This is a genomic window from Chachezhania sediminis (genome assembly GCF_009765275.1).
In the GTDB taxonomy this organism is placed as follows: domain Bacteria; phylum Pseudomonadota; class Alphaproteobacteria; order Rhodobacterales; family Rhodobacteraceae; genus Chachezhania; species Chachezhania sediminis.
Map to the genome: position 1 here is coordinate 18,465 of NZ_VOPH01000020.1, position 16,541 is coordinate 35,005.

The following is a 16,541-nucleotide window of genomic DNA, read 5'->3' on the forward strand; positions in this document are numbered from 1 at the left end:
CTCATCTCAGTCACCCTGTCAGGAATGACCGCGCCCGCGTGCGCAGGCGATCTCGGCTCCGATCTCAAATCCTTCTGGGAACGCACGGGCGGCGGGGTGAATGTCACGAAGCCCACAGCTTTCCAGGGCCAGCAGGCCGGCTATGCCACGCTGGGCTCGCTCTATCTGCGGACCCAGCCCCGGAATTCCCAGCTGGCCGCGATCCAGCTTCCCTCGATCCGGGCTGGCTGCGGCGGGATCGACATCTTCGGGGGCGCCTTCAGCTTCATTTCCGAGGAGGAGATGGTGGCCCTGATGGAAGCCATCATGCAGAACGCCGCGAGCTTCGCCTTCGAGCTGGCGCTCGAGAGCATGTCGCCCACGGTCCAGGACCTGGTCTCGCGGCTTCGTCACCTGATCCAACAGGTCAATTCCGCCAATATCAACAGCTGCGAGGCGGGTCAGCTTCTCGCGGCCTCCCTCTGGCCCAAGATGGACGGCGCATCGCAGCATATCTGCCGGACCGTCGGCTCCTATACTGGCAAGTTCGCCGACCGGGTCGCCACGACCCATGGCTGCGGGACCGGCGGCAAGTTCACCGAGACGACGAACGGCGCCACCGGCGCCCTGAAGGACCAGGTCCCGACGGACGTGAACTATGCCTGGCGCGCCATCAAGAAGAACAACTTTCTCACCTCGAACCGCGCGATTGCCGAGTTCTTCATGACCCTGACCGGCACCGTCATCACCCGGGCGGGGGCCACGGACGATGACGGTCCGACGCATCGGACGATCCCGCCCCGCGCGCTGTCGCCGGAAGCCGCCAAGGCTCTGGTCGAAGGTGGACGCTATTCGACGCTCGTCTGCGACACGGTCGCCGACTGCCTGAACCCCGTCCTGAAATCGAAGACCATCGCCGGCGGTGACGCGCTCTTCACCGTGACGGCCACGGCGATCGAGGAGCTGTCGGATGCGATCTCGAACGACACCGCCCCGCCGGCCGCCGCGATCGCGCTCATCAATCTGACCACGGTTCCGATCTACGACCATCTCGTCACGGCCAAGAGCTACAAGTACCGCTTCGTTCAGGACGACATCAATTCGATGGCGGAACTCGTCGCCGTCGATCTGGCGATGGCCTATATCGACGAGTCCGTCGCCGAGATCCTCAAATCCGCCTCGAATGTCGACATCGCAGGCGAGATCAACCGCGAGTTCCAGAAGACCGTTCGGGAAACCCAGAACACGCTTCAGGACCTGCGCGCCCTGGCGCAAGGCAAATATGCCGAGGCCATGCGGAACCTCGAACGGCTGAGCCTCGCCAAGGAACAGCTGGCCGCCACCACCAACACGGTTTTCGGGAGTACTGTCATCAATGGCGGAAGGGATGACTGATGGAGATCTACACCGTCGGCGGCGGCCCGATCCTCTTCGACATCTTCAACTATCTGGCGGCACTCACGACCTCGAAGAACTTCCGGGTCCTGATCAGTGCCGCGATCACCGCGGGCGTCTTCGTGGGCGCGCTCCAGATGGTGGTGACGCAGTCGGCCTCGGCCGTCAGCAAGTATCTTCTGGGCACAATGCTGGCCGTGGGCCTCTGCGTGGGTGTCAAAACCAAGGTCACGGTCATGGACACCACGGTCCCTTTGGGCGTCTACGGTGTCGTCGACAACGTGCCCTGGTCCGTGGCGCTCGTGGGCTCGCTCACCTCCCGGGCCGGGCATTACCTGACCAGGAACATGGAGACGCTCCTCGCGGCCCCTTCCGATCTCACCTACCAGAAGTCGGGGATGATGTTCGGGGCCTCGATCCTCTCCCAGGCCTCGACCTGGCGCGCGGTGACGCCGGTCATGCAGGAGACCCTCGTCAACTATCTCGAGAACTGCATGGTCGACGGCGCCAATATCGGCATCGTCGACACGGGCGGGATGACCCGGTCCGGCGATCTGAATGGTTTCATCGCAAGCTACGCGCCGCAATCTCTGGCTTTCTACGACCCGGTGCTTGACGCGACCGTCACCTGCCGCTCGGGCTGGTCCGCGATCCAGAAGCGCCTCAACGCGGAAGTCCAGGCGCTCCTTTTCAAGAAGGCCGCCGCCAAATACCATGATGCCGGCTTCGCCAATGCCACGGCCGAGGTGAACCTTCTCAAGAACACGCTGAACCAGTTCCAAACCTTTGTCGGCGTGACTTCGTCGACCGCGGTCGGCACGATCAAGCAGGCCATGCTGGTCAATGCGCTGGACAGCGCCGTCCAGCGTCTGATCGCAGGCTCCGGCAACAATGCCGCGATGACTTCCTACCAGGCGGCCCGGACCGAGGCGCAGACGCGCTCGAGCTACAATGCCGTCGGCATCTCGGCCCTGCGCTGGGTGCCTCTCCTCAAGATCACTTTCGAGGCCCTCTACTACGCGGCCTTCCCGCTCGCCGTGATCATGATGATGACGCCGCTCGTCTGGACCGTGATCAAGGGATATTTCGGGGGGTTCCTGTGGCTGGCGGCTTGGTCGCCCCTCTCGGCCATCCTCCAGTCGATCGTCCTGAAATCCTCGGCCGGTTACTACCGTGACGCCATGGGCAGCTATGATGGCGCGACGCTCAGCTATGTCCTGAACTTCGCCAATCAGTTCGGGGTCCGCGCCGTCGAGCAGGATGTCGGTGCCATCGCCGGCTACCTCATGATGTCCGTGCCCTTCATCGCCACCGTGATCCTCTTCGGCGCGGGCCGTGTCGCGGGGCTCGCGACCTCGATGCTGAACGTGAGCCAGGGTGCCGCCATCGAGACCGGCCGCGAGGCCGCCACAGGCAATATCCAGCTCGCCAATGCCTCGATGAACAATTTCGCGGCCAACAAGTGGAACACGTCGCATCTCCGGGACACCGGGCTCTCCAGCATCCGCCTGCCCGGCGGCGCCATGGCCCATGTCAATGCCGACGGGTCCCAGACCTTCTCCTCGGGCACCGCGCAGTCGTCCTCGGGTATGAACGTCAAGCTCGGCGCTTCGCTTCGCTCCGAGATCTCCGAGCGCAAGGACGCCGCCATCCGGCGCGCCAATTCCGAACGGCAGGACTATTCCGAGGCGCTCAGCAACGCCTCCTCCTATTACACCCAGTTCGCCTCGCAGCTGGCCGACACGACCACGGCGTCCAGTGGTCGGTCCGTCAACACCAGCTCACAGGCGCAGACAGAGGCCAGGACGACGTTCAGCGAGATCGAAAGTTTCGCTAAGCAGCACGGCATTTCAACAGATGCCGCGTACAAAATGGGTCTTTCGCTTGGTATCAAGGGCGCCGGAAACGGTGGAGGCGTTGGCGCTGATTTCGCTGGCGTGGACCGGGAATCTTTCAGTCGTATCGCTACGGCAGCTAAAGATAGTGGACTTGCAGAGACGGTATCGAAGCACCGCCAGGCCGTAGATACGATCAGCAATTCCAACAGCTCGTCGCAATCGTCTTCGGAAGGCGAGGGCGAACGCTGGAGCTATGACACGCTGGAGCGTGAGGCCCGGCAGTACGGTTCCGCCCTGGAAGAGGTGCAGACCCTGACCCAGGCCGAGACCAGCACCTATGCCCGCGGGCTCGACTATGATCGCGCCCTCGGTACGGCTGTCGAGAACGAATGGCGCCAGATGGGCTATTCCGAGGCCGAAATTGCACGCCTGACCAACCCCAAGTCCCTGCAGGACTTCAACGAGCAGGAAGAGGCTCTGAACCGGGTCATGCCGAAAGTCATTCAAGACCTGGGCCTGAACCAGCCATCGCGCGATCTGTCGAGCGGGTTTAGGCTGACTGCACCGCCCAGGCTCTCGCAGCAGAACGCGCCGCGCATGTCGGACGGGCAGACCCATCGTGATCGCTACGACCGGAACATGGAGACCTTTGAAGGAGCCTCGACGGGTCAGGCGGCGCAACTGGAGGCCCGAAGGGCGGCTACCGAAAGCGCTTACGCGGGGACGCGTGACGCCGTCGAGCAGGGACAGACCCAGGGCGCGGTCGGAGGTCTCGGGGCCAAGGTCATCGATCAGGGCAGTGACCTGAAGGATGGCCTGGTCGATCTCTGGGGCGCGGGCGCGCAGATCTTCAATCTCTGGCGCAGCGGGTATTCGGCGTCCTCAGCGCAGAATATCGGGGGCGGGTCCGGCTTCCGCGGCGCCTTGGAGACCACACAGATCGCGATGTCGAGCGGAGGTGGCTACGCCAAGCAGGTCCCGCTCTCAGCTTATGACCGGGATATCATGATCCGCACGATCGCCGGTGAGGCGGGGCGCGAGAGCTGGCAGGGTAAGGCCGCCGTCGCCCATGTGATCCTGAACCGGGTGGCGGATGCGAGGTGGTCGAATTCCGCGGCCGAGGTCAGCCTCCAGCCGCAACAGTTCTCGGCCTGGAACAAGGGCGTCGGCGGCAACAGCATCCCCAATGCCATTCAACCGGGCAGCCAACTCTACGAGGAGATCGGAACGATCGTCGACCTGGTGTCGTCGGGCCGGATTGCAGATCCGACCGGTGGGGCCACCCATTACTATGCCCCCAAGGGCATGGAAGCCCATGTCGCTGCCGGCGAGCAGTCCAATCTTCTTCCCAACTGGCTGGAGGGTGAATCCTACCGCCGGCAGGCGCCGAACGTCACCATTGGGGGGCATGTATTCACAGGCCGTGTGAAGGGGACATCAGGCAGTGCCGTGTGATTCATCTCCACTTCCCAACGAAGACATTTCCGGGATCCGCATACCGGTAGGCCTCTTCGTGTTTTGCAAATGGGTTATCATCGCTGTCAGTCGTTCCAGCGAGAAAATCACGCTCCGTAGACGATCCTGTTTCCAAGCCCCTTTTGCCCGCAAGGAAATTGACGGCGACGATCATCCCCACGACCCCCATGACGATGGCCACCGGGCCATTCACGGCGACCGCGACGGCGAAGGTGCCGACATAGGCCGCCGCCGCGGCAATCCTGATCGCGGTCCAGAGAAATTTCAGGGGCTTCGGCATGGCGGGCGTCTTTCGCTTCGGGCGCGCAATTCTAGCGCGAACCGCGCCTCAATCCAATCCAGCAGTACAGCCTACGAGGTCGGACCATGACGGAGATTTCCAGAACAGCATTCCAGTCGGCCGGGCTGGTCGTGGCCATGGGCCTCGGCGCCTTCGCCGTGATCCAGACCCTGCAAGGCCAGAGCTTCGACGCGCGCGTCGAACAGGCCCTCCTCGACAGGCCCGACATCATGATCCGCGTTTTCGAGAAGCTCGAGCGCCAGCGGGCAGAAAAGGAAGCCGCGGCGGCGCAGGACCAGATCGCTGATCTGGCGGACGACCTCTTCGCCGGGCTCGACCCCGCGAGACCGATCCTCATCGAACTCATGGACTACAATTGCGGCTATTGCCGCCGCGCCCATGGTACCGTCGAAGCAATCCGCACCGCCAACCCGGATCTGCAATATGTCCGCATCGAAACCCCGATCCTGGGTGCCGCCTCCAGGCTGGCTGCCGAAGTTGCCCTGACGGTCAAGGCGACCCACGGGCACGCAGCCTATGACCGCCTGGCCAGCGCCCTCATGACCTCGCCGGGCCCCGTCAACCCCGGAACCCTTCAGCAGATCCTCGAGGCGGAAGGGTTCGTGGCCGACACCATCCTCGAACGCGCCCGCGCCGGAGCCGCGGATGCGGATCTGGCAGAGGCGGCGCGGATCGCCCGGCGCCTGGGCGCCACAGGCACGCCGGTTTTTGTCGGACCTTCGGGCATGGTCCGCGGCGCGGGGAGTGGCGCCGAGCTTCTGGAAATCGCGGCCCCGGCTCCGGCACCGACCTGAGCCCAAGAGAGACGCGTTCGGGGGGCGGTCCGCGATGACCTGCTCGCGCAGGCCATCGCTTCCGTCCCCCGCACGAACATAGGCCATTTCGTGCCTGCTGCGACAGGAAGAGAGAACCAACCAAATGCGCAACAGAGGACATGTCCAACTTGTCAGAGGCGGTCAGACCACGCAACATTGGACCCGGATGGCCACCCAGGTCCTGCGCTATTCGGTCTCCGTCGCAGCTGCGGCCTTCACCCTATCCTACGCCGTCCTCGTCCTTCAGAACTACGAGATCGACAAGATCCGCCTGACCGGCGTCCACTGGCTCGCGGATTTCCACGTCAATACCCGCGGCAACGAGGACCAGCGCCTCACCTACGTTGATCCATCCGGAGAGCGGGTGGAGCGGACGGCCGGAGAGGTCTTCTCGGACCCGGATCTTCGTCACCTCCGCGCCCGCTATATCGACCAGGCCACGCGCTTCGCCTGGATCGCGGCAATCCCCGCGGCCCTGGCCTTCGCGCTCGTGGCCGGGATCTTCCTGTTGGTCGGCCGCAAGATCAACGACGAGGAACATGTCCGGGGCGCGCGGCTCGTCTCGCAGGCCGAACTCAAGCACTGGTCGACCCGCAAATGGCGCAAATACGCGAAACGTCATGGGGCAGGGATCAAGACCGGTCCCAGATACACCCTGGCCGGCATCCCGTTTCCGCCCAATGCCGTCGAGGCACAGATCGGGATCACCGGCACCGTCGGCGTGGGCAAGACCAATGCCATGCACGAACTTCTGAACACGATCCGCGACCAGGGCGGCCGGGCCATCGTCTACGACCGGATGGGCGGGCTTCTCCGCGATCACTACGACGCGGGAACCGACGTGATCGTCAACCCGTTCGACAACCGCTCCCTCTCCTGGTCGCCCTTCCACGAGGCAGTGGGACCGGCGCAGTTTGCGCAGATCGCGGAAGTGATGATCCCGGATCCGCCCGGCACCACCGATCCGTTCTGGACCCAGGCCGCGCGCCTCGTCTTCCAGTACGCGGCCCGCGAACTGAAGAGCCAGGGGCGGGGTACCAATGCCGCCCTGCGCGAGGCGATCATGCAGCTTCCGGCGGAGAAACTGGCCGAGATCGTCAAGCCCACGCCGGGGGCGCATTTCTTCGGCGAGAGCGTTGCCAAGACCTCCGCCTCGATCCGCGCCAACATGATCTCGCTCCTGAGTTTTCTCGAATATCTGCGCGACGATGCCGAACCCTTCTCGATCCGGGAATGGGTGATCCGCGAAGAACCCGGCTTCGTGTTCCTCACGGGCAGTGCCGAACACGGAGCCGCCACCCGCAACATCATCTCGACGATGCTCGAAGTGGCCGCCAACGCGCTCATGACCATGGAAGAATGCCGGGACCCGCGGCTCTGGTTCTTCCTCGACGAGGTCCCGACCCTGAACCGGATGCCGTTTCTCCCGAAAAGCCTAGCCGAGATCCGCCAGTTCGGCGGCGCCTTCGTGGTGGGCTACCAGGTCTTCTCGCAGCTCGAGAGCATCTACGGGCTGAAAGATGCCGAGACGATCTCGGGCGTCCTGAACAACCGGGTCGTCTTCAATACGCCCGATCACGCCACGGCCATGCGCTCCTCCAATTCCCTGGGCGAGGAGGACGTGGTCGAGATCCAGGAAAACCTCTCTTTCGGCGCCAATGAGACCCGAGACGGTGTGTCGATGATGGGCCGCCGCACCACCCGTCCCATCGTGACCGCAGCCGAGATCCAGTCGCTCCCGCAGTTCAAGGCCTATTTCCGGCCGGCTTACGATGCGCCGGCAGCCAAGGTCACGTTTCTGCCGGTCAAGACCAGGACCCGCGTCGCGAAGTTCGTCCCCTACCAGGGCACCGGCTTTGCCGAAGGCAGCATGGAAGTGATGGGGGTGAATGCCGACCGGACCGATGGGCAGCGCCCCCTTCATGGCTTCGCGGCAATTGCCCCGGACGAGCAGCTGGCCGAGTTCACCCGCTGGCTGACCCGCGCGCGCCCGCAGGAGAAGGACGAGATCCTGGGCGACAACGACCAGTCCCGCCGTGAATGGTTCTGGCAGCATTTCTCGACGGAACGTGTCCGTGGCCTCGACCTGAAGGATATTGGTCAGCCGGATCCGTTCCAGGCCTTCGCCGGGTCCCGCGGGGCAAGGGCGAAGGCCCAGGTGGTCAGGATACCGTTTCCGGGGAGTGCTGCGGTGGAGACGGAGGCGCATGCGACGGCACAAAAGGCGAGCGAGCAGGGTACGACTGCCGAAGGAAGGCCTGGCCCGCGGCGCCGGAGATCCGCCCTGACGGCCATCCCCGACGATCTGGGCCAGCGCCGGTAAGATGCTCAGTGTTTCGCGGGTCTCGGCCGGGGCAGCTGCCAGCGGCTATTACAAGGAAGAGGGCTACTATCAGGCCGGCACGCCCGAGGCCGAAGGCGTGGCGCAATGGTTCGGCAAGGCTGCGACCGCGTTGGGCCTGACCGGCCCGGTCGACGACGCGCGGTTCACGGCGTTTCTGGAAGGGCAAGCACCGGACGGCCGGATGATGGGCAAATACGAGGAGGGCGAGCGGAAGCACTTCGTGGGCACCGATCTGACGTTTTCCGCGTCGAAGACGGCCTCTGTCGCGGCCCTGGTCCTGGGTGACACACGGATCATCGAGGCCCATGACCGTGCCGTTCGCCTGGCCATGTCCGTCGTGGAAGAGCGCTTCGTCACGACACGGTGGTACGAGAAAGGCGTGCTGCAAAGAGGTCATCCCACCGGGATCATTGCCGGGATTTACCGGCATGACACGTCTCGCGCTCTGGACCCGAACCTGCACAGCCATGCCGTGGTCACGAATATAGTCGCAAACCCCACTGGCGGGTACACCGCGGCGGGGAACCGCGAGATCTTTCGCAACCAGAAGCTCATCACCGAGATCTACCGCTCGGAGTTCCAGCAGCGCCTCGAGCAGCATGGGATTGCCACACATCGGGGCCGCTATGGCGAGGTCCAGGTCTCGGCCGTGCCGGAGGACCTGGCCGAGATGTTCTCGAAGCGCCGCCAGGAAATCCTCGATGCGCTGGATCGGAAGGGGCTGGCGGCCACCCCGGCCAACGCCGCCCGCGCGACGCTCGCCACGCGTGCGGCCAAGCACAAGGATGTCGACCGTGACGCCCTGCGGACCGGATGGTCCCGGGATGCACAGGAGGCCGGGTTTGATCTGGGCCAACTGAAGGCCGAGCTCCATGGTACGCCGACGCTCCGGATCCCCGAGGACCAGGTGCGGTCCCGGGCCGACCGGTCCGGGCCGGACGGGTTTCTGGGACGGGTGCTGGCGATCCTGGGCCTCGACAAGACCGACCTGGAGGGTCGCACGCTGACCGCTGGGCAAGGCCCGGAAGCCGCGGTCGCCAAGGCCATCGACCATATGAACGAGCGCGCGTCGATCTATAGCCGCGCCGATCTCACGGTCGCGGCGATGGCTTTTTCGAAGGACGGCCGCTTCGCTCCTGTCGACAAGGAGATCCACCGGCGGCTCGAAACCGGGGGGCTCATGACCAATGACCCGACTGGGCACCTTCTGACCGACAAGATCAGCGTCGCGCTCGAACGCGAAGTTCTTCGGGCCTGGCGCAAGGCCGAACGGACCGAGGGCGTCCACCTCAACGCGGGCAGGGACCGCGGCGGGGTCGGAGCGCTGGCGAGACAGCTTGCGGGGACCGCCTCCCTGACAGAGGGACAGAAGGAAGCTATCACCACCGCCCTCACTGGCGAAGGGCGGTTCGTCGGGGTGCAAGGCTATGCCGGAACCGGCAAGACCTTCATGCTCGAGCGGTTGGCGCATTATGCCGGCCTCTCGGGGTACGAAGTCAGGGGGTTCGCGCCCTCCCATCAGGCGGTTCGGGAACTGGGCAAGGTCCTGACATCCACCCAGACCGTCCAGAGCCTGCTCATGGCCGAGCGCAGCCATCCGCAAGCCTTGGACAACCGCCGGACGATCCTCGTGGTCGACGAGGCGTCGATGATCGGAACACGCGACATGCGCGACCTGATGGCCCATGCCGAACGCACCGGCGCCGCGCGCGTCGTCATGGTTGGCGACACCAGACAACTCGATGCGGTTTCGGCGGGCCAGCCCTTCCACCTCCTTCAGAAGGCGGGAATGCGCGTGGCCGTGATGGACGAGATCCGCCGCCAGGAAGATCCCGAACTCCGGTCGGCCGTCTATCAGACGATCCGGGGCGAAATCCGCACGGCCTTCGAGACGCTCACGGGATCCGTGGTCCAGTCGGACGCCTATCTGACCGCGGCAGCCGACCGGTATCTGTCCTTGCCGGCCGTGGATCGGGAGGGCACCCGCGTGCTGACCACGACAAATGTGGCGCGGGCCACGCTGAATGATGCGATCCGGCTGGGCCTTCGCATCGAAGGCAAGCTTGGGGCCGACATCGCGCAGATCGACGGCTTGTCGAACCGCAACCTCTCAGGGGCCCAGCGGACGGACGCCCGGTTCTTCGAGGTCGGCAACGTGGTGCAGGCCACGGCCACGAGCAAGACGCATGGCCTGCGAAAAGGCGATCTCTACGCGGTCACGGCAATCGACGCCGGCAGGAATGTTCTGGTGGTCCGGGGGCAGGGTGCGACCGATGACGTAACCCTCCCGCTCGGCGCCATGATCCGAGGTCGCGAGCTGGGAAGATCCCTGGTCGTCTACGAGTCCGAGGCGCGGGCCATGGCTGTCGGCGACCGGATCCGGTTCCGCGTCACGGACGGGGTGGCGGGCGTGTCGAACGGTCAGTCGGGTGAGGTTCTGGGCCTTCGGGATGGAGCACTGGAGATCCGGCTGCCCGATGGCGAGACCCGCGCCCTCGACCTTCATGGCCCTGCCGCACGCGGCATGGAGCACGACTATGCCGTAACCGCCCATGCGGCCCAGGGCGAGAGCGTGGACCGTGTCATCGTCGCGATGAACGCGACCGAACGGCTTGCCACTCAGAAGTCCTTTTACGTCGACATCAGTCGGGCGCGGCATTCAGCGGTGCTCTTCACGGACGATGTCGAACGTCTGGCGCGTACCGTTGAACGCGAGACCGGCGAGCGCCAGCACGCGTTGAGCCTTGTCGCACAGGACCTGGAAAAGACGGCGCCGGCCGAGATCAACCGCGACGCAGAGGCGGACAAGTCGGCTGCCACGAAGGACAGGGCCGACACAATAGAAACCCGTGGAGATGCCGAGGGACCCGGCAAATGGCCGGATCGCAGCGAGGAAGATGTCCTGCGGGACATTCGGGAAGCTGAAATCCGGATGGAGCAGATCCTGACCAGAGAGAAGGAAATCACGCGATGAACGACCAGCACCCAAACCTCCGGATCGTCCTCGGGCCCGAAGCTGCCAGGCTCATCCAGAACGCAGAGGGCAACCGTCCGATGGCCCTGGACCAGGCGATCCTGGACCTTCAGCAGCGGGCGGATCGATCGGGGGATGTGCCCGGGGCCGCACCGGGACCGTTGGTAGATCTCACCTGTCTGGAAGATCGACTGGCAGCGATCGAGGCGCAGTTGGCGGTGTGTACCGGAACGGTGGACCGGCTTCGCCTGGTTGCCTTGGCCGAGATGCGCATGACGCGCCTCTACATCGCGGCGATGATGGAGGCCCGGGAAGAGGGTGACCTTCGTGAGATCCTGGCGATTGGACACCGAACCGCCGAACACATCTACGATGAGCTCGAGGTCCTGACACAGGATGACGTTGCGCATCTCACCCGTGATGAAGACCGCGTCGTGCAAATGATCCGCGAGGAAATGCACCGTGGCACGGCGCCTGAGGCGCTTCGGGACCGCCCCGAGCGGGAACGGGACTGACGGTGTTTCCAGGCGGAAAAGCCATGCCATCTCGTGCCACGGGCCTGCCATCGCGTGGCAGGCCCGTGGCACGAGATGGCATGGGATGGCAGGGACGAGGAATTATCACATGAAATCAATGCCCACGGCGTGGCACTTCGTGCCATCTCTTGCTCGGACGCCTAACACGTTCCAAGGCGCTCGAACTGCCTCCTGTATTGGCGCTCGGGCGCCCGGCAGCGAAGCTGCATGAGGTGTGAAGAAAATTCTGAGGCCCAAAGGGCCGAGGCGGGATCTGAGAGGCCCGATCCGTCAGTCAGGGCTCTGCAAGATCCCGATCATGGCATGGCGCAGAGCGCCTCCTTGTGCCCGGCCCGGGCTCCGGAACGGACCCGCGGAGGCTTTGTCTGCCTCGCGGCCAGTGCCGTGCTTGCGGTCGCGCTACTGGCGCCACAGACGGCTTCGGCGGATTTCTGGGGCAGGGGCGGGCCCCTCCGCTCAGACGCCTCCCGGACCGTGGCGAAACCTCCGCGCGCGGAGCGACGGGCAGCCGCGGAGGGATGGCAGGTTCTCGGTGCGGGTCCGGGATCGGCTTCGCAGTGGTCTTCGGCCGACTGGTTTGAACGGAGCGCTCCCGGCGGACCGCGACGGGATCCGGCCACGTTCCGGCTGCCGAGTGGTTCGCAGGTCGAACAGCTCTTTGCACTCATCGCCTTCGCGGAAGCGCCGAATGCCGGCTACGATGCAATCCACCACAGCGCGCGGAAACAGCCGGGACAGAAGCCGACCCAGATGACGATGGAAGAGATCACCGATTGGGTAAAGGGCACCCCCGGCCAGCATCACGCCATCGGCCGGTACCAGTTCATACCTTCGACCTTCCGAAATCTGCAGCAACGTCTGGGGCTCCCGCACGGCGCCCGCTTCTCGGCCCAGGTCCAGGACCGGATGGCCTCCGTGTTGCTGGTCGATGCGGGCTACAGCGAGTTCCTGAACGGCGCTCTGGATCCCGACGCCTTCATGGACCGGCTCGCCCGGATCTGGGCCGGGCTGCCGCTTCGAAGTGGGAAGTCGGCATATCACGGGCATGCCGGAAACCGGGCCACGATCTCTAGGGCGTTCTACTCGAAGCAGGTGAAGGCCATCTTCGGGACGGGTTCAAAGTTGGGCTGGAGGAGCGGCATCCGATACAAGTGAAAGCCTCGGCCGATCTGATGGGGCTTTCTCCTTCTTGCAATCCGGGTGTGCAACAACGACGATCAGGCTCTTCATCGGATGTCCGAAATATGTAGCAAAATTCGGACTCGCGCGTGTCCGAAGTATGTGTCAATCTTCGGACATGATGGATACCAGTTCACCTGTGGCCTTGCCCACCCAGATCCTTGATCGGATCAATGCCGAACCTGCCAAGGTCTGGACGCCGGGCGATTTTGCGGATGCTGGCTCGCGTGAGGCCGTCGACAAGGCTCTCCAGCGGTTGGCAAAATCCGGCGCGCTCCGCCGTATCGGGCGCGGCCTCTACGACAAGCCACGACCCAACACGCTGACCGGGAGACCGTCGGCACCGGATTACCGCGCTGTCATCGAAGCTGTCGCACGGCGCGACAAGGCACGCTTTGTCGTGGACGGAATGACCGCGGCCAACACACTCGGACTGACCAACGCCGTTCCGGCCAAGATCGAGGTCCTGGTCGATGCCCGCCTGAAACCCATTGAACTCGGCAACCAGAAGATCGTCTTCAAGCATGCTGCGCCCAGCCGTCTTTACTGGGCCGGGCGTCCCGGCATGTATCTTGTTCAGGCATTGCATTGGGTCCACGATGCCATGCAGGGCGAGACCGAGCGCTCGAAGGTCGATCGGATCATTCGAAAACTCCTGACCGAAAGTGACGAGGGACCCAGCCTCACCGAGGACCTTCGCATCGGCCTCTCGGCCATGCCGATCTGGATGCAAGATATCCTGCGCAATCCGATCATGTCAGCCGTGGCGGAGAGAAGCACATGACGACGGACGCATTCCTGGACGTCATCCGCGCAGAGCCCGCCGACCGCGCGGATCTCTTCCTTGCGACCGCTCGGCGGCTGGGTGCTCCCCTGATCAACATAGAGAAAGACTTCTGGGTGTGCTGGACGCTCAACGCCCTCTACCATCGGCTGCCGCGTGGCGGCCCGCGGCTTCTTTTCAAGGGCGGCACGTCGCTCTCGAAGGCCTATGGCCTGATCAACCGGTTCTCCGAAGACATTGACGTCACCGTCTTCAGGGATGACCTCGGTCACCCTGGCAGCACGGCTGAGATCGCGGCACTTTCCAGCAAGAAGCGGAAGGCTGCTCTTGACGCGATTGCAGCGGATTGCAGCCGCTATATCACCACCGATCTGCGAGATGCCGTATCCGAAATTCTGGCAGCTGACACGGGAGGGATTGGACGCGTCGAGGTCGACGAAGGTGATCCAAGTTCTCAGACGCTACTGGTCTGGTATCCGCGGGTGGATGCCTCTGGGAGCGGGTATGTACAGGCCGCAATCAAGATCGAGTCAGGCGCGAAATCCGCCCTCGATCCGAACCGTCCTGTCACCATCGCGCCCTACATTGATGCCGATCTCGACGGACTGGATCTCAGCGTGCCGGATGTCACGACCATCCATGCCGAGCGGACCTTCTGGGACAAGATCGTGATTGTCCACGGCCTGCGCAGCTGGTTCGAGCGGCGCGGGGAGCTTCGTCAGGACGGGCAGCGGGTTTCCCGGCACTACTACGATCTGCACGCGCTCCTGCACTCGCATATGGGCGCCTCGGCCGTCGCCGATATGACACTGGGTACGGAATGCATTGAGCATGCCCGAACGTTCTTCAGCAGGCCGGACTACGACCTCGCGGCCGCTGAACCCGGTACGTTCGCCCTTCGGCCTGTCGGCGACATGATTGACCGGTTAGCCCGGGACTACGCCAATACAAAGGCGATGATTTTTGGCGATGCCCCTGATTTTGGAGACATCCTTTCGTCGATCAGCGAGATCGAAGATCGGCTCAACGGATGATGGAGGCGAAGTGGCGGTTCGCGAAAAACCAGCAGGATATCTGGACGTCGAGATCCAGACCTGAAGACCAATTACCCCCGGCGTTTGCGAGCATGTCCGCCCAGACCTGCCATTCGGCAGTCCCGGGCGGCGTCCGGGAAGCGGCCGTCGGTGCTTGCCGCAACAAAGCCTGCAGGACATTGTCCTCGGAACTCAATGCAATGGACCCCGACGTTTTACCATGTCCAAGACGACCCTGAACCAGGCCAATCTTGAAAAACTTGGCGCGGAGAAGCTCGCCGCGCTGGTGATGGATCTTGTCCAGGGAAGCGCCGCTCTCCAGCGCCGCGCGAGAATGGAGCTCAGCGCGGCCCAAGGTCCCAAGGAAGTTGCAGCTGACATCTGAACTGATGCGGTGGATGCCCCCACCAACGGCATCTCATATGCCATGATGGTTCCATTGGAACCGAACGGAGGGCACACCGATGACGACGAAGATCAGCATGCTGGCGATCGACCTGGCGAAGGGCAGCTTCCAGGTCTGCGCCGTTGGGCCGGAGGGGACGGTTCTATACAACCGAAGTTTGTCGCGGACGCGTCTGGCGACGCTTCTCGCCGACCAGCCCGCGTGCATCGTTGCAATGGAGGCCTGCGCCACTTCGCATCACTGGGGCCGGATGGCACAACGGCACGGCCACGAGGTTCGGCTTGTCCCGGCGGCCTACGTGAAGCCGTTTGTGAAGCGTCAGAAGAATGACAAGGCGGACGCGGAGGCCATCGCGGAAGCAGCATTGCGCCCGACCATGCGCTTCGTGGCGGTCAAGAGCGCCGAGACCCAGGGGCGGGCGGTCGCATTCCGGACGCATCAATGCCTAGTTCGGCAACGCACGCAGCTTATCAACGGGCTGCGAGGGCATCTGGCCGAGTTCGGACTCGTAGCACCGAGGGGACCGGCGAGTCTGAAATTGCTGGAGAACGCGCTGGACGACGAGGAAACGGACCTGCCAAGCCCGGTTCGGGAAATGGGCGCGATTTACCTCGACCAAATCGCGCGGCTCACCGAGGTGATCGAACAGCTGGCGGACGAACTCGAGGCGGCATCGAAGACAGATGCACAGCTGCGAAGATTGTGTACCATCCCCGGGATCGGCCCGGTCACCGCTGGCGCGGTCTCGGCGTTCGCCCCGGACCTCGACACATTCGACAACGGGCGAAACTTCGCTGCGTGGCTCGGCCTCGTGCCCCGGCAGAGGTCTACCGGTGGCAAGACCAAGCTGGGTTCGGTCAGCAAAATGGGCCAGACCGACATCCGCCGCCTTCTGATTGTCGGTGCCATGAGCGTGATCCGCTGGGTGGTTCGCAAGGGCGGTAGTGCGAACCGCTGGCTGGCTGCGCTGGTGGCGCGCAAGCCCAAGATGGTCGCGGCCGTCGCCCTGGCGAACAAGATGGCTCGCATGATTTGGGCCCTGACAACAAAGAAAGAGGATTATCGAATGGCGTGATCTGGTGCCCCGGTGGCGGGACGAAGACACGACATGGCCGCAAGGCCGGGGTGAGCGATCGACGAGGAGTAGGCGACACGGACTTCGAAGTTCAAGGCGGGAGATTCAGTCCCGGGGCTCGAGCGCTTGCAGCTCTCTGAACCGATGTGAACCCAGCCTTCCGAACAGCATACCGGCCCGTGGCGTCATGGAAGGCCACGCTCAGAGGCCTGACACACGTCCGATCGAAGACCCCGCCAACGAACCGAAGATATCGCTTGCCAAACAGGGGGCATCCACACACGCCCCGGCTTGCCCGGAGAGCGTTTCGTTCAACGCGTTATGCGACCTTATCCATAGCTTCGATTTGTTCAAGACATCGCCGCTCGGCCTCGGCTGGCGGCATGTAGCCGATTGAGCTGAGAA

The 16,541-nt window shown here is 64.0% G+C and carries 12 protein-coding genes; 11 read left to right on the forward strand and 1 reads right to left on the reverse strand.

What is annotated here, in order from left to right; translation table 11 throughout:
- Positions 1-24 precede the first annotated feature (24 nt).
- A complete protein-coding gene (locus FQK05_RS25280; RefSeq protein WP_158972275.1) occupies positions 25-1,374 on the forward strand; it encodes a conjugal transfer protein TraH in 1,350 nt (449 codons plus the stop codon).
- The gene (locus tag FQK05_RS25285) at positions 1,374-4,667 is read left to right on the forward strand and encodes a conjugal transfer protein TraG N-terminal domain-containing protein (RefSeq protein WP_158972277.1); all 3,294 of its coding nucleotides are present in this window, start codon (positions 1,374-1,376) and stop codon (positions 4,665-4,667) included. The genes FQK05_RS25280 and FQK05_RS25285 overlap by 1 nt, the downstream gene beginning before the upstream one ends.
- Position 4,668: 1 nt before the next feature.
- Here FQK05_RS25285 and FQK05_RS25290 read toward each other — a convergent pair whose 3' ends face one another.
- Positions 4,669-4,968 (reverse strand): hypothetical protein, encoded by a 300-nt coding sequence (locus FQK05_RS25290; RefSeq protein WP_158972279.1) that lies wholly within the window; start codon positions 4,966-4,968, stop codon positions 4,669-4,671.
- Positions 4,969-5,054: 86 nt separating this feature from the next.
- Between FQK05_RS25290 and FQK05_RS25295 the strand changes: the two genes are divergently transcribed.
- The 9 genes from FQK05_RS25295 (at position 5,055) to FQK05_RS25335 (ending at position 16,136) form a co-directional block, all read left to right on the forward strand.
- The gene (locus FQK05_RS25295; protein ID WP_158972281.1) at positions 5,055-5,783 is read left to right on the forward strand and encodes a DsbA family protein; all 729 of its coding nucleotides are present in this window, start codon (positions 5,055-5,057) and stop codon (positions 5,781-5,783) included.
- Positions 5,784-5,970: 187 nt separating this feature from the next.
- Positions 5,971-8,127 (forward strand): type IV secretion system DNA-binding domain-containing protein, encoded by a 2,157-nt coding sequence (locus tag FQK05_RS25300; protein WP_158972290.1) that lies wholly within the window; start codon positions 5,971-5,973, stop codon positions 8,125-8,127.
- Position 8,128: 1 nt separating this feature from the next.
- Positions 8,129-11,122: a MobF family relaxase gene (gene mobF / locus FQK05_RS25305; protein WP_158972292.1), complete on the forward strand. Its 2,994-nt coding sequence runs from the start codon at positions 8,129-8,131 to the stop codon at positions 11,120-11,122.
- On the forward strand, positions 11,119-11,637 hold the full coding sequence (locus FQK05_RS25310; RefSeq protein WP_158972294.1) for a hypothetical protein: 519 nt from the start codon (positions 11,119-11,121) through the stop codon (positions 11,635-11,637). The genes mobF and FQK05_RS25310 overlap by 4 nt, the downstream gene beginning before the upstream one ends.
- A gap of 771 nt (positions 11,638-12,408) precedes the next feature.
- On the forward strand, positions 12,409-12,813 hold the full coding sequence (locus FQK05_RS25315; protein WP_158972296.1) for a lysozyme family protein: 405 nt from the start codon (positions 12,409-12,411) through the stop codon (positions 12,811-12,813).
- Between the two features lie 142 nt (positions 12,814-12,955).
- Positions 12,956-13,621, forward strand: a complete 666-nt coding sequence (locus tag FQK05_RS25320; RefSeq protein ID WP_158972298.1) for a DUF6088 family protein — start codon at positions 12,956-12,958, stop codon at positions 13,619-13,621.
- Entirely contained in the window at positions 13,618-14,655 is a 1,038-nt protein-coding gene (locus FQK05_RS25325) for a nucleotidyl transferase AbiEii/AbiGii toxin family protein (RefSeq protein ID WP_158972300.1), read from the forward strand. The genes FQK05_RS25320 and FQK05_RS25325 overlap by 4 nt, the downstream gene beginning before the upstream one ends.
- A 220-nt stretch (positions 14,656-14,875) precedes the next feature.
- Positions 14,876-15,040 carry a DUF6880 family protein gene (locus FQK05_RS25330; RefSeq protein WP_158972301.1) on the forward strand — a complete coding sequence of 55 codons (165 nt, stop codon included), beginning with the start codon at positions 14,876-14,878 and terminating at the stop codon, positions 15,038-15,040.
- 79 nt (positions 15,041-15,119) lie between these two features.
- Positions 15,120-16,136, forward strand: coding sequence for an IS110 family RNA-guided transposase (locus tag FQK05_RS25335; protein ID WP_158972303.1), 1,017 nt, complete (start codon positions 15,120-15,122; stop codon positions 16,134-16,136).
- The last annotated feature ends 405 nt before the right edge of the window (positions 16,137-16,541 follow it).